This is a genomic window from Plantibacter sp. VKM Ac-2880, assembly GCF_015351235.1.
Classification (GTDB): domain Bacteria; phylum Actinomycetota; class Actinomycetes; order Actinomycetales; family Microbacteriaceae; genus Plantibacter.
This window is the reverse complement of record NZ_JADKSJ010000001.1, coordinates 202310-225575: the sequence shown is the minus strand read 5'-3', so window position 1 is coordinate 225575 and position 23266 is coordinate 202310. Positions and strand designations below refer to the sequence as shown.

22 protein-coding genes are annotated in these 23266 nt (G+C 69.1%); 5 read left to right on the top strand and 17 right to left on the bottom strand.

Translation table 11 applies throughout. The features are described from left to right. Positions 1–10 precede the first annotated feature (10 nt). Genes ITJ57_RS01075 through ITJ57_RS01060 form a run of 4 tightly spaced genes read right to left on the bottom strand, consistent with a single transcriptional unit; the run spans position 11 to position 4995 of the window. On the bottom strand, positions 11–742 hold the full coding sequence (locus ITJ57_RS01075; RefSeq protein WP_194668458.1) for a YoaK family protein: 732 nt from the start codon (positions 740–742) through the stop codon (positions 11–13). 48 nt (positions 743–790) lie between these two features. After that, positions 791–1759 (bottom strand): acetylxylan esterase, encoded by a 969-nt coding sequence (locus ITJ57_RS01070; RefSeq protein ID WP_194668457.1) that lies wholly within the window; start codon positions 1757–1759, stop codon positions 791–793. Between the two features lie 42 nt (positions 1760–1801). Next, the gene (locus ITJ57_RS01065; protein WP_194668456.1) at positions 1802–2584 is read right to left on the bottom strand and encodes an IclR family transcriptional regulator; all 783 of its coding nucleotides are present in this window, start codon (positions 2582–2584) and stop codon (positions 1802–1804) included. 53 nt (positions 2585–2637) lie between these two features. Then, positions 2638–4995 carry an FAD-dependent oxidoreductase gene (locus tag ITJ57_RS01060; protein ID WP_370582116.1) on the bottom strand — a complete coding sequence of 786 codons (2358 nt, stop codon included), beginning with the start codon at positions 4993–4995 and terminating at the stop codon, positions 2638–2640. 153 nt (positions 4996–5148) lie between these two features. Between ITJ57_RS01060 and ITJ57_RS01055 the strand changes: the two genes are divergently transcribed. Further along, complete coding sequence (locus ITJ57_RS01055; protein WP_194668454.1) at positions 5149–6498, top strand: MFS transporter; 1350 nt, start codon at positions 5149–5151, stop codon at positions 6496–6498. Between the two features lie 64 nt (positions 6499–6562). On the opposite strand, the gene ITJ57_RS19225 is transcribed toward ITJ57_RS01055, so the two are convergent. The 3 genes from ITJ57_RS19225 to ITJ57_RS01040 form a co-directional block, all read right to left on the bottom strand. Next, positions 6563–6937, bottom strand: coding sequence for a hypothetical protein (locus ITJ57_RS19225; protein ID WP_228506414.1), 375 nt, complete (start codon positions 6935–6937; stop codon positions 6563–6565). An 86-nt stretch (positions 6938–7023) separates the two neighbouring features. Continuing rightward, a complete protein-coding gene (locus ITJ57_RS01045) occupies positions 7024–7443 on the bottom strand; it encodes a DoxX family membrane protein (RefSeq protein ID WP_194668453.1) in 420 nt (139 codons plus the stop codon). A 1-nt stretch (position 7444) separates the two neighbouring features. Continuing rightward, positions 7445–7966: a GNAT family N-acetyltransferase gene (locus ITJ57_RS01040; protein ID WP_194668452.1), complete on the bottom strand. Its 522-nt coding sequence runs from the start codon at positions 7964–7966 to the stop codon at positions 7445–7447. 81 nt (positions 7967–8047) lie between these two features. Between ITJ57_RS01040 and ITJ57_RS01035 the strand changes: the two genes are divergently transcribed. Together ITJ57_RS01035 and ITJ57_RS01030 are read left to right on the top strand one after the other, a co-directional pair. Then, on the top strand, positions 8048–8587 hold the full coding sequence (locus ITJ57_RS01035) for a hypothetical protein (protein ID WP_194668451.1): 540 nt from the start codon (positions 8048–8050) through the stop codon (positions 8585–8587). Positions 8588–8684: 97 nt separating this feature from the next. Then, a complete protein-coding gene (locus ITJ57_RS01030; protein ID WP_194668450.1) occupies positions 8685–9098 on the top strand; it encodes a peptidoglycan-binding protein in 414 nt (137 codons plus the stop codon). A gap of 66 nt (positions 9099–9164) precedes the next feature. Here the strand turns inward: ITJ57_RS01030 and ITJ57_RS01025 are convergent, their stop codons facing one another. From ITJ57_RS01025 to ITJ57_RS01005, 5 genes are all read right to left on the bottom strand, one after another. After that, positions 9165–11267, bottom strand: a complete 2103-nt coding sequence (locus tag ITJ57_RS01025; protein ID WP_370582114.1) for an alpha-galactosidase — start codon at positions 11265–11267, stop codon at positions 9165–9167. A gap of 7 nt (positions 11268–11274) precedes the next feature. Beyond that, entirely contained in the window at positions 11275–12597 is a 1323-nt protein-coding gene (locus tag ITJ57_RS01020; RefSeq protein ID WP_194668449.1) for an ABC transporter substrate-binding protein, read from the bottom strand. 79 nt (positions 12598–12676) lie between these two features. After that, positions 12677–13546 (bottom strand): carbohydrate ABC transporter permease, encoded by an 870-nt coding sequence (locus ITJ57_RS01015; protein ID WP_194668448.1) that lies wholly within the window; start codon positions 13544–13546, stop codon positions 12677–12679. Further along, entirely contained in the window at positions 13543–14487 is a 945-nt protein-coding gene (locus ITJ57_RS01010) for a carbohydrate ABC transporter permease (protein ID WP_194668447.1), read from the bottom strand. Before ITJ57_RS01010 ends, ITJ57_RS01015 begins: the two co-directional genes overlap by 4 nt. Next, positions 14484–16493, bottom strand: coding sequence for a beta-galactosidase (locus ITJ57_RS01005; protein WP_194668446.1), 2010 nt, complete (start codon positions 16491–16493; stop codon positions 14484–14486). Before ITJ57_RS01005 ends, ITJ57_RS01010 begins: the two co-directional genes overlap by 4 nt. 149 nt (positions 16494–16642) lie before the next feature. Between ITJ57_RS01005 and ITJ57_RS01000 the strand changes: the two genes are divergently transcribed. Further along, positions 16643–17665, top strand: a complete 1023-nt coding sequence (locus ITJ57_RS01000; RefSeq protein ID WP_056010135.1) for a LacI family DNA-binding transcriptional regulator — start codon at positions 16643–16645, stop codon at positions 17663–17665. A gap of 5 nt (positions 17666–17670) precedes the next feature. Here ITJ57_RS01000 and ITJ57_RS00995 read toward each other — a convergent pair whose 3' ends face one another. Next, positions 17671–18309 (bottom strand): hypothetical protein, encoded by a 639-nt coding sequence (locus ITJ57_RS00995; RefSeq protein WP_194668445.1) that lies wholly within the window; start codon positions 18307–18309, stop codon positions 17671–17673. 213 nt (positions 18310–18522) lie between these two features. Between ITJ57_RS00995 and ITJ57_RS00990 the strand changes: the two genes are divergently transcribed. After that, the gene (locus tag ITJ57_RS00990; protein ID WP_194668444.1) at positions 18523–19137 is read left to right on the top strand and encodes an amidase domain-containing protein; all 615 of its coding nucleotides are present in this window, start codon (positions 18523–18525) and stop codon (positions 19135–19137) included. Between the two features lie 93 nt (positions 19138–19230). Here the strand turns inward: ITJ57_RS00990 and ITJ57_RS00985 are convergent, their stop codons facing one another. The 4 genes from ITJ57_RS00985 to ITJ57_RS00970 all read right to left on the bottom strand — a co-directional run bounded on the left by ITJ57_RS00985 (position 19231) and on the right by ITJ57_RS00970 (position 23224). Next, a complete protein-coding gene (locus tag ITJ57_RS00985) occupies positions 19231–19512 on the bottom strand; it encodes a hypothetical protein (protein ID WP_194668443.1) in 282 nt (93 codons plus the stop codon). 85 nt (positions 19513–19597) lie between these two features. Continuing rightward, on the bottom strand, positions 19598–20500 hold the full coding sequence (gene rarD / locus ITJ57_RS00980) for an EamA family transporter RarD (protein WP_194668442.1): 903 nt from the start codon (positions 20498–20500) through the stop codon (positions 19598–19600). 61 nt (positions 20501–20561) lie between these two features. Continuing rightward, a complete protein-coding gene (gene manD, locus ITJ57_RS00975) occupies positions 20562–21803 on the bottom strand; it encodes a D-mannonate dehydratase ManD (protein ID WP_194668441.1) in 1242 nt (413 codons plus the stop codon). 29 nt (positions 21804–21832) lie between these two features. Beyond that, entirely contained in the window at positions 21833–23224 is a 1392-nt protein-coding gene (locus ITJ57_RS00970) for an MFS transporter (protein WP_194668440.1), read from the bottom strand. Positions 23225–23266: the final 42 nt, after the last annotated feature.

Here is a 23266-nt window from a genome sequence, read left to right as displayed (position 1 = left end):
ACGCTCGTCGTCAGTCCGCGGAGGCCTGTGGCGCCAGCCGGAGGAGCACCAGCCCGACGATCGACGGAACGAGGGGCAGCGCCGCACCGAACACCGGGTCGACGCCCGTGAGGAGCGAGCCGCAGAGGGCGCCCGCCACGAGCAGCACGATCGCGCCGACGCGGATCAGGTGGTGGTCGTGGACACCGTCGGCGAGGCTCTGCATGAGGCTGGTGAGCGTGCCGGTCACGAACGTGGTCGTCACGCCCGAGCGTTCGATGCGACGCGCGACGGCCGTCTGCCCGGCCATCGCGAGGGTGGACAGCGCGATGAGGGCGCAGACCACGGGCATGGTGCGGTGGTCGGAGGACACGATCCACCCGAGGAGGACACACGACTGCGCGACCACCGCCCCGCCGAGCACCAGGACGAGCCGGCGCTGCGGTGCCTCCGGGGTCGACCGGTCGGTGGTGGCGACGGGCCTCGTGAATCGGAAGGCCAGGAACGTCCCGACAGAGAACAGCAGCACCGCGACCGACGCCCCGAGCAGGACCTCGGCGAAGTCCGGGCGGCTCGTGAGGCCGGCCAGCACGAAGTTGCCGGTCATGTTGGCGGTGAAGACGCCACCGAGCTGGAGGAACGCGAAGGCGTCGGTCGCCCCGGCCGCGGAGGAGAGCACGAGCGCCATCGCCGCGATCATGCCGGCCCGCGTCCGACGTCGGCCGGCCTGCAGGGTCGGGTCGGTGCCGTCGGTCTCGCTCACGTGCACATCGTCCCACGACCGTCCGCCCGGAGGTGGACGGACGGCGCGTCAGACGAAGAGGTCCGCGAGGTACTCGAGCTGCCGTTGCTGCTGCACCGGGCCCCCGCCCTCGTGCCCGTTGTACGGGTACACGGCGATATCCTTCTGCGCACCCGCGTAGTGGTTGAACGCCGCGTACACGGTCGAGGGTGGGCACACGGCGTCGCACAGCGCGACCGAGAAGAGCGTCGGTGCGGTCGCCCTGGCCGCGAAGTTCGTCGCGTCGAAGTAGGAGAGGGTGCGGAACACCTGCTCCTCCTGGCCGCGGCGACTGATGAGGAACGTCTTCAGCTCCGCGAACGGGCTCGCGTCGGTGATCTGGAGGGCACGTCGGTAGTGCGACAGGAACGGGACGTCGACGAGCGCGCCGGCGAGGCCCTCGCTGAGCCCGGCCGCGGCGAGCGCGATGCCGCCACCCTGGCTGACCCCGGCGACGACGACGCGAGCCGGATCCACCTCGGGGAAGCTGCGGACCACGTCGACGGCGAGCGCGGCGTCCGTGAACACCCGGCGGTAGTAGTACGTCTCCCGGCTGTCGAGCCCGGCGCTCATCTTGCCGGCGACCTGGGGTCCGCTACCGACGGGGTCCGCGGTCGCGCCGGGCAGGTTCGCACTGCCCTGGCCGCGGGTGTCCATCACGAACACCGCGTACCCGGCGGAGGGGAGCATCGTCCACTGGTGGGCGAACCCGCGGCCGCCGCTGTAGCCGATGTAGTGCACGACGCACGGGAGCGGTCCGGTCGCGCCCGCAGGACGGATGAACCAACCCTTGATCGGGTCGCCGCCGAAGCCGGAGAACGTGACGTCTTCGACGATGAGACCGCTCAGCTCGGGGTTGGAGCGCTCACGCTCAGTCGGCTGGGCGAGTGCATGCGCTTCGGCGATCGTGTCCGACCAGAAGGCGTCGAAGTCGGCGGCCTCCTCGCGGTCGGGCAGGTACTGCTGGAGCTGGGCGAGGGGCAGGTCGAATTGCGCCACGGGTCACCTTCGGGTTCGGGAGATCGGATACGGGAGGACGGGTCAGGAGGACGGGATCGCGGAGATGAGGCCGAGTCCGACACTGATGCGGTCGGCCACCTCGATGAGGTCCTCGGTGAGCACATCGAGGTCGCGCTCGCGCATGAGGCTCAGGCGGCCGGAGATGGAGATCGCGGCGACCACCCTGGCGTTGGCGTCGCGGATGGGCGCCGCGATGCCGAGACGCCCCAGCGCGAGCTCCTGATCCTCGGTGCAGACGCCGCGTTCCCGAGCCGTCGCGAGTTCGGCGGCGAGCGCCGCGTGCTCCGTGATCGTGTTGGCCGTGTAGCGGGCGAGCGGTCCCTCGCCGAGCAGCGCCCGGAGGCCGTCGGGGTCGAGGTCGAGCAGGAGGCACTTACCGAGGGCCGACGCGTGCAGCGGCTGCCGGAGCCCGATCATGGAGTGCGACTTGGGAGCGAGCGCGCCCTCGAAGTGACAGAGGTAGATGAGGCTGGAGCCGTCGAGGACCCCGACGTTCACACTGAGGCCGATGCGTTGCGCGAGCTCCTGCGCCGGGGCCCGGGACTCCCGGTGGACCGGGTTCTGGTTGAGGCCCTCGCTCGCCAGCGCGAGGATCGTCGCACCGATCGCGTACGACGGGCTGTCGGCCGACTTGGACACGTAGCCGAGCTCCTCGAGGGTGCCGAGGAGCCGGGCGGTCGTCGAGGTGCCGAGGCCGGTCGCGCGGGCGATGTCGGAGGCCCGCAGCGGCCCGGTCGTCGAGGCACCGAGCACGGCGAGCACCGATGCCGCACGACCGATGCCCTGCTGGATCTCGCCTGCCACGGGTCCTCCACGGTGTCGCTGTCGGTTCGGGGTCCGGCCTCGGGAGGCCGTGTTCAGCGTAGCGGTCGGGCTCGGCGCGGCCGGGTGGTGCGCCCGCTCGGCTGCTCGAAGACCTTCACGCTCGCGACGCTGACGTACGGCGAACCGTTGGTGGCCGTCACGACGAGCCGGAGCGCGTCGACCCGCACGGGTGCGACGTCGTGGATCCGGTGTCGGTGCCGGTTCCCCTCGACCTCGGCCAGGACCGTCCATGTGCCCTCAGCCGCGCCCGCTGATCGCGCTTCGAGCCGGTACGCGGCGACGAGCTCCGGTACCGCCTCGAAGTCGGTGCGGTGGTGGTGCAGATTGATGAGGTCGGCGTCGACGTCGTCGTTGAAGACGATCCGGACGGAGGCCACGTCGATGGGCTCGTCCCACACGAGCGTGAGGACCTCGGGTTCCGCGACCAGGTCGCGGCCCTCGTCGAGTCGGTCGGAGGACCACAGGTGCGGGCCGCCGTAGGGGCGCTGATAGCCGTCGAGCACGCGCTCGGGGCGGTACGCCGTGGTGTCCCCGCCCACGGTCAGCCCGACGCTTCGACCCCGGAGCTTCCGGGCGTTCCAGTCGAGGATCGCCTGGTCCTGCTCCTCGGGGATGTGGTCGTCGAACACCTCGTCCGACGCGTGCCTGGCCGTGAGGACGAGGAGCCCGTAGGGGTGGCCGTCGGTGAGCAGCAGGCTGATGTCGGGGTTCGCCCGGACGACGACCACGGCGTTCTGCTCCACGTCGGGCGTCCACCCGAACCGGACGGTGGCCGGGACACCGGCTCCGGCGGCGACCTCCACGGAGCCGTCGAGGAGGTGCTCGACCGGCACGGCGTTCTGGCGCTTGCCCGCGCTCCACAGTTCCACGCGGAGGGTCGTGTCACGCGCGGCGTCGACCAGCAGGGTGATCTGGTCCAGCGTCGGGGCGACGGGTACGAGGATCGCGACGTCGCGGTCGAGGGCGAACCGCTCGCCGTCGCCGAGGTGCTCCAGCGTCGAGATCGTGTCAAGCGCGCTCGACGCGGAGACGGTCGCGCGCGGAGCCAGGTCGTCCGGGTCGTCGACGGTGACGCCGATGACGGGGGCGTCCTCGCGGAGGAGGGTGCGCTGCAGGAGCGGCAGCGCCTCGCCGGCGAGCCCTCGCGGAGTCAGGCCATCACGGGCGATGAGCGCCGCTGCCGTCCCCACCGCCTGGCCCTGGGTCGCGCAGGTCGCCATGACCCGCGTGGACCCGAACGCGACGTGGGACGCGGAGATGTTGCGACCGGCGAACAGGAGGTTGCCGACGTCCCGTGAGTAGAGGCTGCGGAACGGGATGCCGTAGGTGCCGTTGCTGAACCGCTGCTGGGCGCCGGCGGTCTCGGCGTAGACACCCTCCACCGGGTGCAGGTCGATCGACCATCCACCGAAGGCGACGGTGTCCTCGAAGTCGACCTGGTCGAGGAGGTCGTTCTGCGTGAGGGTGTGGTCGCCCAACAGCCGGCGATACTCGCGCTTGCCCGGAATCGACCCGACCCACTCGAGCGTGAGGGTGTCCGCGTCGAACTCGCCGGAGTTCTTGATGTAGTCCCAGATCCCGAAGACGACGCTCCACAGCTCGTCGCGGATCTGTTCGTTCTCGGCGACGGTGTCGAGCTCGCCACCCCACTCGATCCACCAGTAGTTGCAACCATTGTCGCCGGTGCGGATGATCCGGTTGGTGAGGATCGGGGTGTCGCGGATGTCTCGGGCGATGTCGGGGGCGACGAACCGCTCCGGGCGGCCGGTGTCCTTCGTGTAGAAGAAGATCGAGCTGCCGAGGAGCTCGTCGTCCGCCACCTCGGGCGCCCACGGCTCGCCGTGCTCGGCGCGGCTCTCCCGGCCGATCCGTGACGTCGCACCGGCCAGGTGGCCGACGAGTCCGTCGCCGGTGCAGTCGATGAAGACCGGGGCGACGAACTCGGTCTCGAGCTCGCTCCCCATCGTCCAGCCGGTGACGGACGCGATCCGCGGTGCCTCCGCTGACTCCGCTCCCGTCGGCTCCGCCATCGTGACGATGCGGACGTCCGTGTTGAGGTGCAGCTGCACGTTCGGCTCGGCGCGCACGAGGTCGAGGACCGTCTGATCCCAGTAGTACGGGTTGCCCTCGGGGTTGCGGTACTGGTTCTCCAGGAAGAGCTCGCCCATGATGCCGGTCTCGCGCGCGAACCGCTGGTGGCCGTGCGCGGTCGCGCCGACGACCCACACGCGCACCTCGCTCGAGGAGTTGCCCCCGAGGACGGGCCGGTTGGTGATGAGCGAGACCCGGGAACCGAGACGGGCGGCAGCGACGGCGGCGGAGACCCCTGCAAGACCTCCGCCGATGACGACGACGTCGGCGGACTGGGTGCGGTGCTGCATGGACGACACTCCTTCGTGATGCGTGATCCTGGAAGCCGTCAGATCGGTGTCGACCTGCGGGCTGCTCCCACGCTACCATTCAGCGGTACGAGTTTCCCATTGAGTGGGTATGCTACGTCAGCAGGTGAACTTCCAGACACCCCGACAACGATGTGAGGACCGATGGACGACAGCAGGACACAGGCCGAAACCCTGGCGGAGGCCGCCGCGCATAGCGCGCAGACCCCGTACGACGACGCGGAGCGCTCGCGACGCATGCGGAAGGTCATCTGGGCCGCGGGAGCCGGCCACTTCGTGGAGTGGTTCGACTTCGGCCTCTACGGCACCCTCGCGACGGTCATCAGCCTCAACTTCTTCGAGCAGGGCAACCCGCAGGCCGCGCTCCTGTCCGCATTCGCGGTGTTCGGAGCCGGCTTCGTGATGCGCCCGCTCGGCGGCCTCTTCTGGGGATCGCTCGGCGACCGGCTCGGACGCAAGACCATCCTTGCGACGGTGATCCTCGTGACGTCCGGGGCGACCGTCGTCATGGGTCTCCTGCCGACGTTCGACATGATCGGCCTGTGGGCACCGATCCTGCTCGTGATCGTCCGGCTCGTCCAAGGGTTCGCCGCCGGCGGCGAGAGCTCGGGCGCCACCACGCTCCTCGCGGAGTACGCTCCGTCCAACCGGCGTGGCTTCGTGACGAGCTTCATCGACGTGTTCGGGTTCGCGGCCTTCGTCGTCGGTGCGGGTCTCGTGCTCCTCTTCACCTCGACGCTCGGCACCGACGCGCTCAACGACTGGGGCTGGCGCGCCCTCTTCTTCCTCGCACTCCCCCTCGGGCTCGCGGGGCTCTACCTCCGGAACAAGCTCGAGGACACCCCGGAGTTCCAGGCGATCCAGGCCAAGGGCGCCGTCTCGAAGTCACCGCTGCGGACGTCGTTGCGCACCTCGTGGAAGGCCCTGCTCTTCTGCGTCGGCTTCGTCGTGATCAAGGCAGTCGGCCACTGGATCCTGCAGACCTTCATGCCGTCATACCTGCAGACCGACCTCGGGTACTCACAACCGCTCAGCTACGGCGTCACAGTCCTCGGGCTCCTCGCGATCGCGATCCTCGTGCCATTCATGGGCCTGCTGAGCGACCGGATCGGACGCAAGCCGGTGATGATCGCGGGCTGCGTCGGATTCCTCGTCCTGACGTACCCGACGCTCATGCTCATGAGCGCCGGCAACTTCGCCGCTGCAGCGGTCGCGATGGTCATCCTCGGCGTGTTCATGGCCGCGTACGACGGTGCGTCGAGTGCAGCAATGGCGGAGCTGTTCCCGACGAACATCCGCTACGGCTCGATGGCGATCGCGTACAACCTGTCGGTCGCCGTGTTCGGCGGGATCACCCCGTATTTCGCGACGTTCCTCATCGCCTCGACCGGAAACCGCTTCGCCCCTGCGTTCTACGTGATGGCGGCGGCGCTCATCACGCTGATCGTCGTGCTGCGGGCCCGGGAGACGGCCAAGCTGCCGCTGCCGCGCTGATCGACCGTGCAAACGCCGGCGTCGACCCGAGGGGTCGGCGCCGGCGTCGCCGTGACGGGATGACTCAGCGGGCGAAGTCGCGCAGGTCGAGGTCTGGGTCCTCGAGGACGTCGGAGGTCTCGATGGAGTCAAGCGGGTCGTACGTCGCCGTGGAAGGACGGATGTCCTCCAGGTAGCCCTGGAGGCGGTCGCGGCCTTCGCTGAAGTCGGGGACGTCCTCGTTCCAGCTGTGCGGCACTGACAGGACGTCGTTGCCGAGTCCGATGACGAGCTGCGCGGAGGCTGGGCCGTCCTCGTCGCCGTCGTGCTCGACGACGATCGGGATGGTGACCGCTTCAGCGCGGCCCCGCTTGGCCAGTTCGGCGGTCAGCTCGACGAGGAGCCCCGCGACCTCATCGGTGGTCACGACGTTCTCGCCGGCGTAGGTAATGCATCGCATGCTTCAACTCTGCCGGAGGGTGCCTGGAAACCAGGGCCCCTTGACAGGCGACCGGGCTGGATGACTAGACGAACTAGCGACCGTGCTCAGTGTGCGCTGTCGCGGTGGCGTCGCTCCCGCCACGCGCGCCAGGCGCCGGTGGACCACAGGGCCCAGATCACGAGGACGGGCTGGAAGACCAGACGGACGGCGCGGGCGACGTCGCTGTCGAGCCCGAAGGCGTCGGTTCCGCGGATGAACTGCTCGATGTTGCCGGGGAACACGGCGACGAAGAAGGCGGCCACGACCCAGCCGACCACCACCCGATACCGTCCGAGGAGCAGGAGCGAGAGGCCGAGCAGTATCTCGACGACTCCTGACGCCAGCACGACGAAGTCGACCGGCAGGGGCAACCACTGCGGCACCTGCGCGACGAACGACTGCCTGGCGAACGTGAGGTGACCGACACCGGCGAAGACGAGCGCTGCTCCGAGGAGCCAGCGGGCGAGGGTGCGGACAACGCCCATCTCAGTTCGCCGCCGTCACGGCGTACTTGAATCCGCGGTGCGAGCCGACGAAGCCGAGGCGTTCGTAGAAGCGGTGGGCGTCCACCCGGGCCTCGTCGGAGGTCAGCTGCACGATCGACGATCCTGTCACCGGGGCGGCGACGTCCGTCACCCAGCGCATCATCGCCGAACCGACGCCGCCGGACCGCAGCGCGGAGGAGACCCGCACCGCCTCGACGAGCAGTCGGGTCGAGCCGCGGCGGGCCATGCCGGGGATGCGGGTCAGCTGCATCGTCGCGATCACGGCACCGGCGGCGTCCTCGACGAGCAGGATCTCGTTCGACGGGTCGCCGATGAGGTCTGCGAGCGCGCGCTCGTAGGCGGGCAGGTCGCTCTCCTGGGCCTGGTCGCCTCGCGCGGCACTGATCGGGTCGTCGGCGAGCAACGCCATCAGGGCGTCGAGGTCGCCGAGGCCGGCCCCGCGGAGGACGAGCGTCTGCTCACGGGCGGTCAGGGTGGCGGGGAGTTCGAGTGCGGCGATCACCACCCCAGCCTCCCATCTCCCGTGAACTCGCGGGACGAAGCCGGACCGACATGGGTGGCCGCGATCTGCGAGAGTTGACGGGTGAACTACGACCTCAGCGCTCCTGCTCGCCGCGACATCAAGGGCCTCACGGCCGCCATCGAGTCGGCCGAGGACAGCGCTTCCCTGCAAGCGCGCCTGAGTGTGCCCCGGTACGGCGTGTTCGACCTCGTCGGCCGAGCCCGTCGGTCACCGATCATCGGCGGCCTCCTCCTGGCGGGGACGGCGCTCGATCAGAACGGCAAGCCGACGAAGCCCCTGCAGGTGCTCGAGACGATCCCCGAGCTGGATCCCGTCGACCCCGACCCGGGCGCCGTCGCCGCCCAGCTCGCCGAGCTCACCCACGGCGACCTCGTCACGGTGCGGTTCTCCGACGGCGCCTACGGCGACTTCGGCGTGACGGGGATCGCCGTGTGGTCCGTCCCGGGCACGACGTTCCTCGTCGGTGGCTGGCTCATCGGTGAGGCCGGCGCTCCGGCCCCTCGGGTCACCGAGCTCGTCCGCCTCGCGCCGGTCGGCGACCACCCGTGGCCGGTGCCGGCGCAGATCACCGTCGTCGGCGAGGACATCGGCATCGACTGAGCGGCGATGCCGGTCGGATGGGCACTCCTCCCCATTCGGTGTTCGAGGCGCTCGACCTACGCTCGTGATGTCCGAGCAGTCGAACGAGAGGAACATCATGACCACACGAACGATGCGCAGCAGGATCACCCTCGCGGGGGCCGCCCTCGGCCTCGCGATCGCCGGCTCCGTGGGCGGTGTCGCGACCGCCGCTCCGGCGTCCGCCGCGGGCCAGTGCGTCGACTACCAGTACTCCGTCGGCGGCGACGGTGGGTGCGTCGCCAACATCCAGACGCTCCTCAACGCCTTCGGGCCCAGGATCCCCGGGGGCGTGTCCAACCTGGAGGTCGACGGCCAGTTCGGCGAGCAGACCCGAGCAGCCGTCGTCGCCTTCCAGACCTACTGGGGCATGCAGGTCGACGGTGTCGTGGGTGCCGAGACCTGGAACATCCTGTGCGGGCCGCAGATGGGTCCCGGCCCCATCGACTGGTACCCCTACGACGCGGCTCGTGGCTCAGGCTGCAACGTCTGACCGAAGCTCACGCGACCGGGGACTCCCCCGCCTGAACCTGGGCGAGGGAGTCCTCGGTCGTTGCGGCTAGTCCGCGTCGAGCGTGAAGAGCTGCGCCTGCTCGGGGGCGAGGAGCGGCATCGCGATCCCGACCTCGGCCAGCACGCGGCCGGTGAGCACGATCGACCCCTCGGCCAGCCACGACGGCGGTGCGTCCTGGATCGACCGGGCGGGCGCGCCGAGGTCGAGCGGGCTGACCCGGTACGAACGCTCGGGATCGAGGCCCGGCACGCGCAGTGGAGCGGGGACGGCCGTCCGAGGCGCGGCGAGCGCCACCTGCGCGACGATCGCGGACGAGCGGTCCTGGGCGATTACTCCGTGCGCCTGCAGCGCGGGGTCCGCACCGTCCATGCGGACGACGGCACCCGTGTGCAGCAACGGCCGGAGGCGCTTGTAGTGGCCGATCCACGCCGCGATGAGGTCGAGCTCGTCCTCGCTCGCCTCGTTGAGGTTCCACTCGATGCCCGCACTGCCGAAGAGGGCCGTGGCGAGCCGGAATGCGAGGTCCGAGGTCCGCCAGGTGGTGTGCGAGCGGGCGGCGCCCAGGTGTCCACCGAGATACTCCGGCGGGATCACGAGGCCGGTGTACCGCTGGATCGACTGGCGCTCCAGCGGGTCGTTCGTGTCGCTCGTCCACACCCGCTCGACCCGCTCCAGGATGCCGAGGTCGATCCGCGCGCCACCCGAGGCGCACGACTCGATGTCGACCCCGGGGTGCAACGCTCGCACCTCGTCGAGCAGCCGGTAGAGCGCCGCGGTCTGCCGGTGCGCCGAACCGCCGAGCAGGTCGCGGTTGTGGTCCCACTTGAGGAACGCGATGTCGTACTCGGTCAGCAGCGCGTCGAGTCGGCCGAGGAGGTAGGCGAACGCGTCCGGGTGGTCGAGGTCGAGCACCCGTTGGAAGCGCCAGGTCGGTGCGTCCGGGTGCCCCAGCACCCAGTCGGGGTGGGTGCGCGCGAGCTCGGAGTCGGGGTTCACCATCTCGGGTTCGACCCACAGCCCGAAGTCCATGCCGGCAGCGGTGACCGCGTCGATGAGCGGCGACAGCCCGCCGGCCCAGCGTTCCGGGTCGACGAACCAGTCGCCGAGCGCGCGTCGGTCGTCGGTCCGGCCCGTGAACCAACCGTCGTCCAACACGAACCGCTCGACCCCGACACGCTGCGCCTGCTCGACGAGCGACAGCAGGGTGGGCAGGTCGTGGTCGAAGTACACGGCCTCCCAGGTGTTCAGTACCACCGGGCGGGGCTTCGTGATCGTGCTCCAGGAACGGATCCAGGGGTGCAGTCGGGCGGAGACGCCGTCGAGGCCCGCGTCGGAGTAGACGGCGACCGTCCACGGCGATTCGTAGCGCTCGCCCGGTGCCAGGACGACCTCGCCGGGGGCGAGCAGTTCGCCGGAGCCGGTGGCGGCTGGTCCGAGCGCCGAACGCTCGGTCCAGAGCACCTGGTCGCCGCTCCAGGCGAGGTGGGTCGCCCACACCTCACCCGTGCGGAAGCCGAAGCCGGGCGCGCCGACGACGGACAGGAATGCGTCGTCGTGCCCCGGTCGGCCGTGACGGTGCTCGCGGGTCCAGGCGCCCTGTCCGAGGCGGTGCCGCTGGGGCGTGCGCTCGTGGGTCCAGAGGCCCGTGAAATCGAGGAGTTCGGTGGCGCGGTCCGGGACCGGCAGCACGACGGCGAGGGCGTCGACGGCGAGCGGGCCGTCGACCTCGGCGTCGTTGCGCACGGCGTGCCTGACTCGCAGAACGCCCTGCGGGGTCAGCTCGATCGTGGAGACGACCGTCACCGCGGCGCGCTCGTCGGCCGTCGTCAGGATCAGCGAGGTGTCGGTGGCCTGCTGGTCGATCAGCCGCAGCGCGAGCAGGTTCGAGGCGTCCGGTCCACCCGGACGGTGCACGCCGACACCCGGGCGGCCGCTCCAACCGTCGAACACGGTGGGCAGCAGGCTGAGGCGTGGTGGGGCGTCGATGGACGACGGCGGGATCGCGGGCGTCAGGCCATCGGCGAGTGCGGTGAGGGAGGCGGCGGCGAGTTCGCCGACATCGGCTCCCCAGTGGAGGATGGTGGGCACCTTCGTGCCGCGGGCGTCGACGATCAGGCTGACGCCCGCGGCACGAAGGTGATGGATCACGGTGGTTCTACTCCTTGACGGGGATGGACTGCGCCTTCAGGGCGTCGATCGTCGCCGACTGGCCCTTGGTGAGGGCGTCGAGCAGGGTGCCGTTGCCGGACACCGCCGCCTTGAAGCCGTCGGACACGTCGTTGTACGTCTGCGTCATCGTCGGACCCCAGGCGAAGTCCTCGGACACCTCGGAGGACGCCTCCGCGAAGACATCGTAGATCGGCTGGCCGCCGTAGAAGTCGACGCCCTCCTTCAGGACGGGGAGGTTCAGGCCGTCCTTCGTCGCCGGGTAGATGTTCGCGCTCTTGTTAAGCATGGTGAGCGCCTCGTCAGAGGTGTTCAGCCACAGGGCGAACTTCGCAGCCTCGTAGGGGTGCTCGGAACCGGTGAAGACCGCGGTGGACGAACCACCCCAGTTGCCGGCGGCGGAGTCGCCGGCCTTCCACTGCGGCGCCTTCGCGACGGCCCACTTGCCGGCGGTGTCGGGCGCACCGGAAGCGATGGAGTTCGCACCCCAGACCGCCGAGTTCCAGGTCCAGGCGGCGCTGGAGTTGTAGGCGTTGTCCCACTCGGTCGTCCACGTCGGCACGGTCGAGACGAGGTCCTCGTCGATCAGGTCCTGCCAGTAGTCGGCGACCTGCTTGGACGCGGGGTCGGTCAGGTCGACGGTCCAGTCGCTGCCGTCGTTCTTGAACCAGCTGCCGCCGGCCTGCCAGACGAGACCCGCGAACTGGTTGATGTCACCCTGCGAGAAGTTGGTGATGTAGGCGCCGGTGGCACGCACCTGCTTGGCGGCCTCCTTGTACTCGGCCCACGTCGTCGGGATGGCGATCCCGTTCTGCTCGAAGAGGTCGGCGCGGTAGAACATGGCCATCGGGCCGGAGTCCTGCGGGACCGCGTAGACCGAGTCGGACTCGCCGAGCGAGACCTGACCCCAGGTCCAGTCGACGAAGTCGTCCTTCGCGGCCATGACCTCGTCGCACGCACCGAGGTCCATGAGGCCGTTCTGCACGCGGAAGTTCGGGAGGGCGTCGTACTCGATCTGACCGAGGTCGGGCGCGTTGCCGGCCTTCAGCTGGTTGAAGAAGTTCTGGTACGTGCCGCTGTTGCCGTTCGGGCCGGTCTGGACCTTGACCTGGATGTCGGGGTTCTCCGTGTTCCAGACGTCGACGACCTCTTCGATGCCGGGGATCCAGGAGGTGAAGCTGAGGTCGACCTTGCCCTCCGCCGGGGCACAGGACGCAGCAGCACTGCCGCCGTCCGACCCGGTGGAGGAGCAGCCGCTCAGGACGACGGCCGACAGCACCGCTGCGGCGACCGCTGTTCTCTTGAGGTTCATTGCGAATCCGTTCTTCTGTGAATGGTGAGGGATGGTGTTGCTGGTGCGGGTGATTCGGGAGGTGCTGATCGTCGGGCGGTCACTTCACGGCGCCGGCACCGAGGCCGGAACGCCAGAACCGCTGGAGCAGGAGGAAGGTGATGACGAGCGGGATGATCGACAGGAACGCGCCGACGAGGACGTACAGGCGCAGTTCGGGGATCTGGTTGACCTGCGAGTTCCACGAGTAGAGCCCGAGGGTGACGGGGAACAGGGCTTCGTCGCGCAGCATGATGAGCGGCAGGAAGAAGTTGTTCCAGATGGCGACGAACTGGAACAGGAATACGGTGACGAGCGCCGGGAACATCAGTCGCACGGAGATGGTGAAGAAGGTCCGGACCTCCCCCGCCCCGTCGAGCCGCGAGGCCTCGAGTAGTTCCTCCGGCACACTCGACGCCGCGAAGATGCGGGTGAGGTAGACGCCGAAGGGGCTGACGAGCGACGGCAGGAAGACGGCCCAGAAAGTGTTCGTGAGGCCCACCTGGCTGAAGATCAGGAACAGCGGGAGGGCGAGCGCCGTGGCCGGCACGAGCACACCGCCGAGCACGACGTTGAAGATCAGGTCGCGGCCCGGGAACCGGTACTTGGCGAGCGCGTACCCGCACATCGCCGCGAACAGGGTGCCGAGGAGCGCGCCGAGTCCGGCGTACAGCACCGAGTTCAGCATCCACTTCAGGTAGACGCCGTCACGGTAGGCGACGAGCTGTCCGATGTTCTCGAAGAGGTTGAAGTCCGCGAACCAGAGCGGGGCAGTGTTCGAGAACTGCGACGACGACTTGGTCGACGCGATGAACAACCACCAGATCGGGATGAGGAAGTAGAGCGTGAAGACGAGCATCACGATGAGCGCGCCGGCACGCGACAGGCGGCTCTCCTGCGGGCCGCGGCCGGTGGACAGGATGGCGGTCATTTGCCTTCCTTTCGCTGCGTGAACTTCAGGAACCCGAACGAGAGGACGAAGGTCGCCAGCGCGAGCACGACCGAGAAGGCGGCTGCGAGGTTCACGTTCGGGATGGACGAGGTGGTGTAGACGGTGAGGTTCGGCGTGAAGGTGCTGCTCACGGCCGAGCTGAACGACCGGAACACCTGCGGTTCGGCGAGGAGCTGGAGTGTGCCGATGATCGAGAAGATCGCGGTGAGGACGATCGCGGGCATCACCAGCGGGATCTTGATCGACCAGGCGATGCGGGCCTGGCCGGCGCCGTCGAGCCGCGCAGCCTCGTAGATCTCCGTCGGGATGGAGAGGAGCGAGGAGTAGATGATGAGCATGTTGTAGCCGACGAACACCCAGGTGACGACGTTCGCGATCGCCCACAGCACGAGGTCGGCGGAGAGGAAGTCGACGTTCTGCGTGATCGCGGTGAACGGCGACAGGTTGGGCGAGTAGAGGAAGCCCCACATGATGGCGGCGATGACGCCGGGGACCGCGTACGGCACGAAGAACGCGAGGCGGAAGAAGCGCTTGCCGCGGAGCAGCGGCGAGTCGAGCAGCAGGGCGAACAGGAGCGCGAGCCCGAGCATCACTGGAACCTGGACGACACCGAAGAGGAGCACTCGACCGACCGACTGCCAGAACGGCCCGTTCTGGAAGACCTGAACGTACTGGGCGAACCCGCCGAACACCTCACGGGCCTGGCCGAAGGTGCCGTCGCGCTCGATCACCAGCAGCGACTGGTACACGGCGTAACCGATCGGCACGAGGTAGAACAGGGCGAAGAGGACGGCGAACGGGACGATGAAGAAGGCGATCGCCCGCTTGTGCTGCACCACCGCCTTCGGCAGTCGCGCTGCCGTCCGCCGGCGGGTCGGACGTGGTGACGTCGCCCCTGCCGTCTCGATGTTGACGCTCATCGCGTGCGGTCCTCTCTGATGACGCGCACGGCACCGGCTGGCACGCGTGCGATGGAGTCGACGGGTTCGCCGGTGACGAGCTCGTGCCCGGTCGCCGGCAGCTCGACGTCGTGCGTCGAGTGGTTGATGAGGAAGCGGTAGCTGCGGTCGTCGCCGACACGACGGATGACCTCGAGGCCCTGCAGCCGCTCGTCTCCCTGCGGCACGGCGCCCGCGCCGGCTGCGGCGTCGCGCAGGACGTCGTCGAGCGCGTCGGCGTCGAGGTTCGTCGCGAGGTACCAGGCGTCCCCGCCGCCCGCGATGCGGTTGCGGGTGATCGCCGGTCGACCGATCGAGGGGCCGTCGGCGAAGGTGTCGAGGACCTCGGCGCCGCGGGCGCGGGTGCGCTCGGACCAGGCGGTCGCGGTCTTCCCGGAGGCGAGCGTGAGGGTCCGCCCCGGCAGGACGGGCGCGAACTCCTCCGTGTTGACGCCGAGCAGCTCTCGGAACGCGCCCGGGTACCCGCCGGGACGGACGCGATCCTCTTCGTCGGCGATCCCGCTGAAGAAGGTGATCACCGCGTGACCGCCGCCTGCGACGAAGTCGGCGATGACCGCCGCCTCGGTGTCCCGCACGAGATAGAGGTTGGGGACGACGACGAGTCGGTACGCCGAGAGGTCTGCTCCCGGACGGACGACGTCGACGGTGTGGCCGAGTCGACGCAGCGAGGCGTGCACCGCGTGCACCTGCGAGAGGTAGTCGACCGCGTGGGTCGGGCGGCTCTCACCGTCGGCGGCCCACCAGTTCTCCCACGAGAACACGAGTGCGACGTCGGCCTGCACGCGCGTCCCGACGACCTCGTCGAGTCGGTCGAGGGTGCCGCCGAGGGCGACGACCTCCCGCCAGACGTCGGAGTCGGTGCCGGCGTGGGGCAGCAGGGCCGAGTGGAACTTCTCCGAGCCCTGCAGGGAGGCGCGCCACTGGAAGAAGCAGACGGCTTCGGCTCCCTTGGCGACGTGCGTCAGCGAGTTGCGGGTCATCTCGCCGGGCGCCTTCGCGAGGTTCTGCGGCTGCCAGTTGACGGCACCGGTCGACTGCTCCATGAGCAGCCAGGAACCGCCGCCGGCCAGGCCGCGCGTGAGGTCGCTCGCGAAGGAGAGTTCCGCCGTCGGGTCGGCGAGCCGGTTGTCGAGGTAGTGGTCGTTGGCGACGACGTCCATCTCGGGGGCCCACTGCCAGTAGTCCATGTTCCGGATGTGCGCGGTGACCATGAAGTTGGTGGTGACGGGCACCGTGCTGTGGCGGCGCAGCACCTCCAGCTCGGCGCGGTAGTAGTCGAGCAGCTCGTCGGAGGAGAAGCGGTGGAAGTCGATGACCTGGCTGGGGTTGCGGCTCGACAGCGTGAGGCGGGGCGGAAGGATCTCGGCGAAGTCGCTGTACTGCTGGCTCCAGAACGAGGTGCCCCAGGCGGTGTTCAGGCGTTCGATCGTGCCGTAGCGTCCGCGGAGCCAGCCGCGGAACGCCTCGGCGGACTCGTCGTCGTAGCAGAGCGCGTTGTGGCAGCCGAGCTCGTTCGAGACATGCCAGAGTTCGACGGCCGGGTGGGCGCCGTACCGCGCGGCGACCCGCTCGACCAGTTCCAACGCGTACCGGCGGAAGACGGCGGACGAAGGGCACCAGGCCTGGCGGCCGCCGGGGAAGCGTGTCGTGCCGTCCTCGGTCTCGGGGAGGATCTCGGGGTGGCGGAAGGTCAGCCACGGTGGAGCGGAGGCGGTGCCGGTTCCGAGGTTGACCCGGATGCCCGCTGCGTGGAGCAGGTCGAGGATCTCGTCGAGGCCGGAGAAGTCGAACTCGCCCGGACGGGGCTCGAGGTGGGACCACCCGAAGATGTTGAGGGCGACGAGGTCGACGCCGGCTTCCTGCATGAGGGCGACGTCTTCGTGCCAGACGGACCGATCCCACTGCTCGGGGTTGTAGTCGCAGCCGTAGGCGATGCCGTCGTGGCTGAACGTGGGGGTGGTGCTCATGGTGCTCCGGATTCTGTGAACGTGCACAGATCGGAGAGCGACAACTCTTCGTTGAGAGTCTGTGAACGTACACAGAGTACGTTTGCTCTTCTGAATCTGTCAACACAGCGAACGAGGTGAGCGGTTCAGCGCGGCGCTAGGGTGGAGCCGTGACCCCTCCGCCGACTCGCCGCAAACGGGCCACCGTGCACGATGTCGCGGTCGAGGCCGGCGTCTCCCGCGGCACCGTCAGCCGGGTCGTCAACGGCGAGCGGTACGTGTCGGCCGAGGCCCGCGAGGCGATCGAGGCCGCGATCGAGAAGGTCGGCTATGTGCCGAATACGGCCGCCCGAAACCTCGTCATGCAGCGCACGCAGGCCGTCGGGTTCGTCGTCCACGAGCCGCACAGTCTCTTCGTCGACGACCCCAACATCGGCAACATCCTGCTCGGCGCGAACGAGGCCCTCTCGCAGGCGGACCACCAGCTCGTCTGCCTGGTCGTCGACTCGGAGCGCGACACCGACCGCATCACCCGGTACCTCTCCGGCGGCTTCGTCGACGGGGTCATCATGGTGTCCGCCCGCGAGAACGACCCGATCACCCGGGTGATCGAACGCCTCGGGCTCCCGGCGACGTTCGTCGGCCACCCGCCCGACCTCCGCGAACTCCCGTTCGTCGGGATCGACAACCGCGCCGCGTCGGCCGACATCACGCGCGAGCTGATCGGTGCCGGCCGCGGACGTATCGGCATGATCGCGGCGGCGCTCGACCGCGACTCCGGCTCAGATCGGCTCGCCGGCTTCCGTGACGCCCTCGGCGACCGGTTCGACGAGCGGCTCGTCGTCGAGGTCCCGTTCTACTCCCATCAGGATGGCTTCTCCGGCATGACCGAACTCCTCGCACGAGTACCGGAGATCGACGGCCTCTTCGCGGCGTCCGACGCGGTCGCGGCAGGTGCCCTCGAGGCGTTGCGCGCCGCCGGTCGGCGGGTTCCGGAGGACGTGTCGGTCGTCGGCTTCGACGACTCGGCCTGGGCCCTGCGCTGTCACCCGCCGCTCACGACCGTCCATCAGCCGGCAGCGGCCGTCGGTCAGCGCGCGGCCGAGGTCCTACTTGCGCAGTTGCGGGGCGAGACCATCTCCCCCACCGGCTCGTTCGTCCCCACGTCGATCGTGCGTCGCGGGAGCGTCTGATCCCGTCAGCGGTAGCAGCCCTCGTCGGAGATCAGCACCACGTACTCCCGGTCCCCCTCGGTGTACGCCTGCACACCGAGGGCATCGTCGAAGCTCTGCAGGTCGATCGCATCGGCCGACTCCGAGAGGTCGAAGCTGACCCAGGTGGGCTCGTCGGTACCGCCGAGGGAGACCGGCCAGCCTTCGTCTGCGAACGAGTCGGCGATCGTCTGCTCCGACGACTCGCTCGTGCCGGGAGAGACCTCGAACGTCTTCATCGAGCGCGCGAAGGAGACCTCGCTTCCGTCCGAAGCAGCTGAGGAGCACGCCAGTTCCTCCCATTCGCCCTCTTCGCTGATGATCGTGTTGAACGGGATGAGCGACGAGGCCGCGGTGAGCGTGGCGTTCGCCTGTGCACGAGCTTCTGCAGGCGAGGGCATCAGGTCGTCGATGTACCCGTCCTCGAGCAGGTCTTCACCGGTGAAGCCTTGAGCGTTCAGCTCGTCTTCGACGGCCGCCGCGAATGGAGCGGTGCCGGCACCGATCAGCAGCGCGAGCGGCGCCGCGTAGCCGACGATCTGCAGCATGAACGCCGCGATGATCACCGTCACCAGGCCTGCGCCGAGCGCTGGTCGAGTCGCGGACGACTGCGAGTTCTGGGTCACGGGGAGCCCTTTCGTCCGGGCGCGGTTCACGCGGCTGCTCCCGGAGCAGGCAACCGCGTCGTGCTTCGGAACGGGACACGACGGATCGCGCGCCGTCGAGGCGACACTGCATGATCTCAGATGTCACCGCGACCGATGAACGACCCCGCGCCATCGTGTCGAGCGGACCGACCCACACGGTTCCCCCAGCAGGCCACGCCTAACGTTGGTCTGATGATCGGCTCGGAAATCACGCGGCGCCTTCGCGCCATCCTCGCGGCGGTCACCGTGGCGGCCGCGGCGATCGGCCTGTCGGGATGCTCGCCCGAGCAGATCGAGCAGCGCTCCGACGACGCGTCGATCCAGGCGCAGCTCGACTACGTGCACGCGCACTGGAATTCGTACAACGACGCCGAGTTCGGCTCGCTGCCGGACTCCGACTGCGTCAACTTCGCCAGTCAGTCACTCATCGCTCGCGGGTGGCAGATGGATGACGACTGGTCGTTCGACACCGATGCCGACGGCGACCACGAGTATTCGGACGCATGGGTGAGCTCGACACTGTTCGAGCGCTATCTCCGGGCCCACCCCGAACGTGCGACGGAAGTCGCCGCCGCCGACCTCAGCACGTTGCAGCTCGGCGACATCGTCCAGTTCGATTGGGATGACTCCGGCGACGAGGATCACACCGGCATCGTGACGAGGATCGTGGGCGATGGTGCCGACCGACAGGTGTACTTCGCCGGCCACACGCTCGACAGCCACTACCGGTCCGTGACGAACGCGATCACCGAGACCTATCCGGGAGCGCGCGTGACCTACTGGCACCTCGCAGCGCCCGCGAGCTGAAGCTCCGCTCGCGCATCCCCTTCGTTCGCCCATCTTTGGGCGAACGAACACTCCGTCGCCCAAGAATGGGCGAATGAACGTTGGTGGAGCGACTCAGAGCAGGACGGACGGGCGCCGGACGGCAGCCCGCTTCGCCTCGTCGAACGTGTCGACGTGGAGCCATTCGGGCGGGCTGGGCGCCACGATGAGGACGTCGTACCCGCTGCCCTGCGCCTCCACGTAGGCGAGACGACATTCGGGCGATGACGGGTCGGCGTCGTTCGAGATCCGCCACTGGCGGGTCCCGATCGGGACGACATGATGACGCTCGGCCGAATCCTCGACACGTGGGAACGGCGACTCGAGCGACACTGCTGGAGCATGCTTCGTAACCATGCCCTCAGGCTAGGCGGCCGAGTGGAAGACGCCTGGAGGCTTGACTTCACAGGTTCGTGACGACGCGCCGGTGGCGGACCGGTGCTCAGCGTGTCGGACGGCGCGCGGTCTCGAGGCCCAGCAGCACGAGGGCGAGCACGATCGGCCCGTAGACGAACACGTCGGTGAGCGTCAGGGACTCCCCGAGGAGCAGCACCGCGACGAGCACCAGCAGCACCGGTTCCAGGTAGCTCAGCAGCCCGAAGACGCCGAACGACAGCAGCCGGCTCGCGACGAGGTAGAGCACGAGGGCGACGCCGCCGATCACGCCGAGGAGGAGGATCCCCCACCCCAGCTGCGGGTGGTCGGTCAGGACGTCGAGCGACGACGGTTGCAGCGCGAGCACCACCGCGACGGGCACCAGGACGAGCAGCTCGAAGCAGAACGCTCCTATGGAGTCGATCCCGGCGCGGCGACGGATCGCGAAGTACACCGGGTACCCGACCGCGACCGCGATGGTCGCCCAGGACAGTCCTCCGGCGACCACGATCGCCGCAGTGACCCCGACGGCCGCGGCGACGACCGCGGCGATGCGCAGTGGGGCGAGGCGTTCCCGGTGCAGGACGACGCCGACCACGACCATGGCCAGCGGCATCAGCAGGTAGCCGAGCGCGAGCTCGAGCCCGTGGCCCGTCTGCGGTGCCCAGCCGAACAGCCACAGCTGTACCGACAGCAGAAGCCCGTCGAGCACGATCACCAGGACGAGGAGCGGCCGGCGGACGAGACGGACCGCGATGTCGCGGACGTCCCGCCACCAGCCGAACGCACCCACGAGCGCGGCGAGCACCGGCACCGTGGCGATCACCCGCCAGGCGAAGATCTCGTTCGCCTCGAACGGTTCCAGCAGCGGCGGCAGGAAGAAGAGCGCTGCGAACAGGAACGAGGCGACGACGGAGACGAGGACCCCGCGAGGCGTCGTCTCGCGGTGCTCAGGGGGAAGGGCGGCCATCACGGGTCCTCACCCTATCGTCGGCCGCGCACCGGAGATCCGGCGCCGCCGAGGGCGCCACTCACCAGTCGTGGACGGTACCGTCCGTCAGCCGGTTCACCGGGAGGTACGCCTTCGTGTACGGGAACGCCGCAGCCGCGTCCTCGTCGAGTTCGACGCCGAGTCCGGGCTGCTCGCCTGGGTGCAGGAACCCGTCGTCGAAGGTGAACGACGTCCGGAACACCTCCAGGGTCTGCTCGTTGTGCGGCATGTACTCCTGGATCCCGAAGTTGTGGATCGCGAGGTCGAGGTGCAGGGCCGCGGCCATCCCGATGGGCGAGATGTCGGTGGGGCCGTGGATGCCGGACCGGATCCCGTAGATCGCCGCGAAGTCGAGCAGTTTCTTCATCGCCGTGATGCCGCCGGTGTGCGTCACCGCTGAGCGCACGTAGTCGATGAGGCGCTCGGTGATGAGGGTCTGGTAGTCGTACACCGAGTTGAAGACCTCGCCGATCGCCAACGGCGTGGTCGAGTGCTGGCGGACGAGTCGCAGGGCGGTCTGGTCCTCCCCCGGGGTGCAGTCCTCGAGCCAGAAGAGCTTGTACGGTTCGATGTCCTTCGCGAACCGTGCGGCCTCGATCGGCGACATGCGGTGGTGTCCGTCGTGCAGGATCCGCAGTCCGGTCCCGAAGTCCTGACGGATCTGCTCGAACACGCCCGGCATGTGCGCGAGGTACCCGGCCGTGTCCCAGGACTCCTCGGTCGGTGCCGTCGCGGCCGAGCCGTCGGACGCTCGCTTCGCCGGCTCGTAGTCGTAGCGGACGCCGGGACCTGCGGCTGACACCCCGTAGACCTGCCCGAGCCCCGGCACGCCGGTCTGCACGCGCACGGCGGTGAAGCCGAGCTCCTGATAGCCGGTGATCGCGTTCGCGAGCGCCTGGTAGTCCGTGCCGGAGGCGTGGGCGTACGCCCGGATGCCCGACCGGCTCGCCCCGCCGAGCAACTGGTACAGCGGCACGCCGGCCTTCTTCGCCTTGATGTCCCAAAGGGCCATGTCGACCGCCGCGATGGCCGCCATCGTGACCGGTCCACGACGCCAGTACGGCCCGCGGTACAGGTACTGCCAGGTGTCCTCGATGCGGTCCTCGTCGCGCCCGATCAGCATCGACGCGACGTGGTCGCCGAGATACGACGCGACGGCGAGCTCGCGCCCGTTGAGAGTCGCGTCGCCCCAGCCGACCACCCCGTCACTGGTGGTGATCTTCAGGGTGACGAAGTTCCGGCCGGGACTCGTGACGATGACGTCCGCGCGTTCGATGCTCATGGGGTTCCTTTCGAGGAGGTCGAGGCTTTTCAGATGGCGTCGCGCGGGTCGGTGAGGTCGCGACCGGCGACCTCCGGCATCCAGATGGACGCGATCAGCGCGCAGAGGGTGAAGACGCCGAGCATGATGATGATCGGGATGAAGGAGCCGGTGGCGGCGGACACCCAGGCGGCGGCGATGACGGGGCCGGCGCCGGTCGCGACGATCGCCGCGATCTCCCGGGCCATCGCCGTGTACGTGTAGCGGTTCCGGGCACCGAAGAGTTCCGGCAGGGTCAGGTTCTCGAGCGATGCGAAGCTCATCACGGCCAGGTTGTGCAGGACGACGTAGCCGACGAACACGAGGGCGGTCTCCTTGCTGTGGATCATGAGCATGGTCGGGACGATGACGATGAGCGCGATGATCGCCCACACCATGTACATGCGCTTCCGTCCGTAGCGGTCACCGAGCCAGCCGGAGAGCGGCACGGTGATGAAGGCGACGAGCGAGGAGACGATGACAGCGTTCACACCGATCGACCGGTCGAGCAGCAGGACGACGGTGATGTAGCTGATGAGGTACGTCTGCACGAGTCCCGAGTTGCCCGCCTGACCGAAGCGCAGCAGGAGCGCGATGCTGAACGCCTTGATCGGCTTGCGGTTCATCGCCTCGAGGGTGCGGAGGTTGCCGGTCTCGGTCGCGAGGGCGATCGTCTCCTGCTTGGTGAGCGCCTTGCCGTCGACGACGTCGTCGCGCTCCTCGAAGACCGGGCTCTCCTTGAGGTTGAAGCGGACCCAGACCGCGAACAGCATGATCACGACGCTGCCGATGAACGGGATGCGCCAGGCCCAGGCGATGACCTCGTCCTCGCTGAACGCCAGGAGCAGGCCGGCCCAGAGCGCCGAGGCGAGCAGGGTGCCGCAGTTGGTACCGAGTGCGACGAGCGAGGCGATGATGCCGCGTCGTTTCGCCGGAGCGTATTCGGCGAGCATGACGCCGGCACCCGAGATCTCCGCGCCCGCTCCGAAGCCCTGCGCGATCCGCAGGAGCACCAGGAGGATCGGCGCCAGGAGACCCACCTGCGAGTAGGTGGGCAGGAAGCCGATGAGCGTCGTCGACAGGCCCATGAGCAGGATCGTGTAGAAGAGGACTTTCGTCCGGCCGGTCTTGTCGCCGAGCCGGGCGAAGAAGAAGGCCCCGACCGGGCGGGCGACGTACCCGACGCCGTAGGTCGCCATCGCGGCGACGACGGCCATGGCCGGGTCCTCGTTGGAGAAGAAGAGGTCGGCGAACACGAGCGCGGCGGCCAGCGAGTAGAGCTGGTAGTCCATGAACTCGAGCGCGGTGCCGAGCCAGCCGGAGATGGCCGCCCGGACGAGGTCGCGGACGGAACGGTTCGCGGTCGGGTCGCCGGTGGCGACTGCTGATTTCGGGTCTGACATGAGGTACTCCTTCGGACCTACGGGATGAAGCGGGAGTGGAGG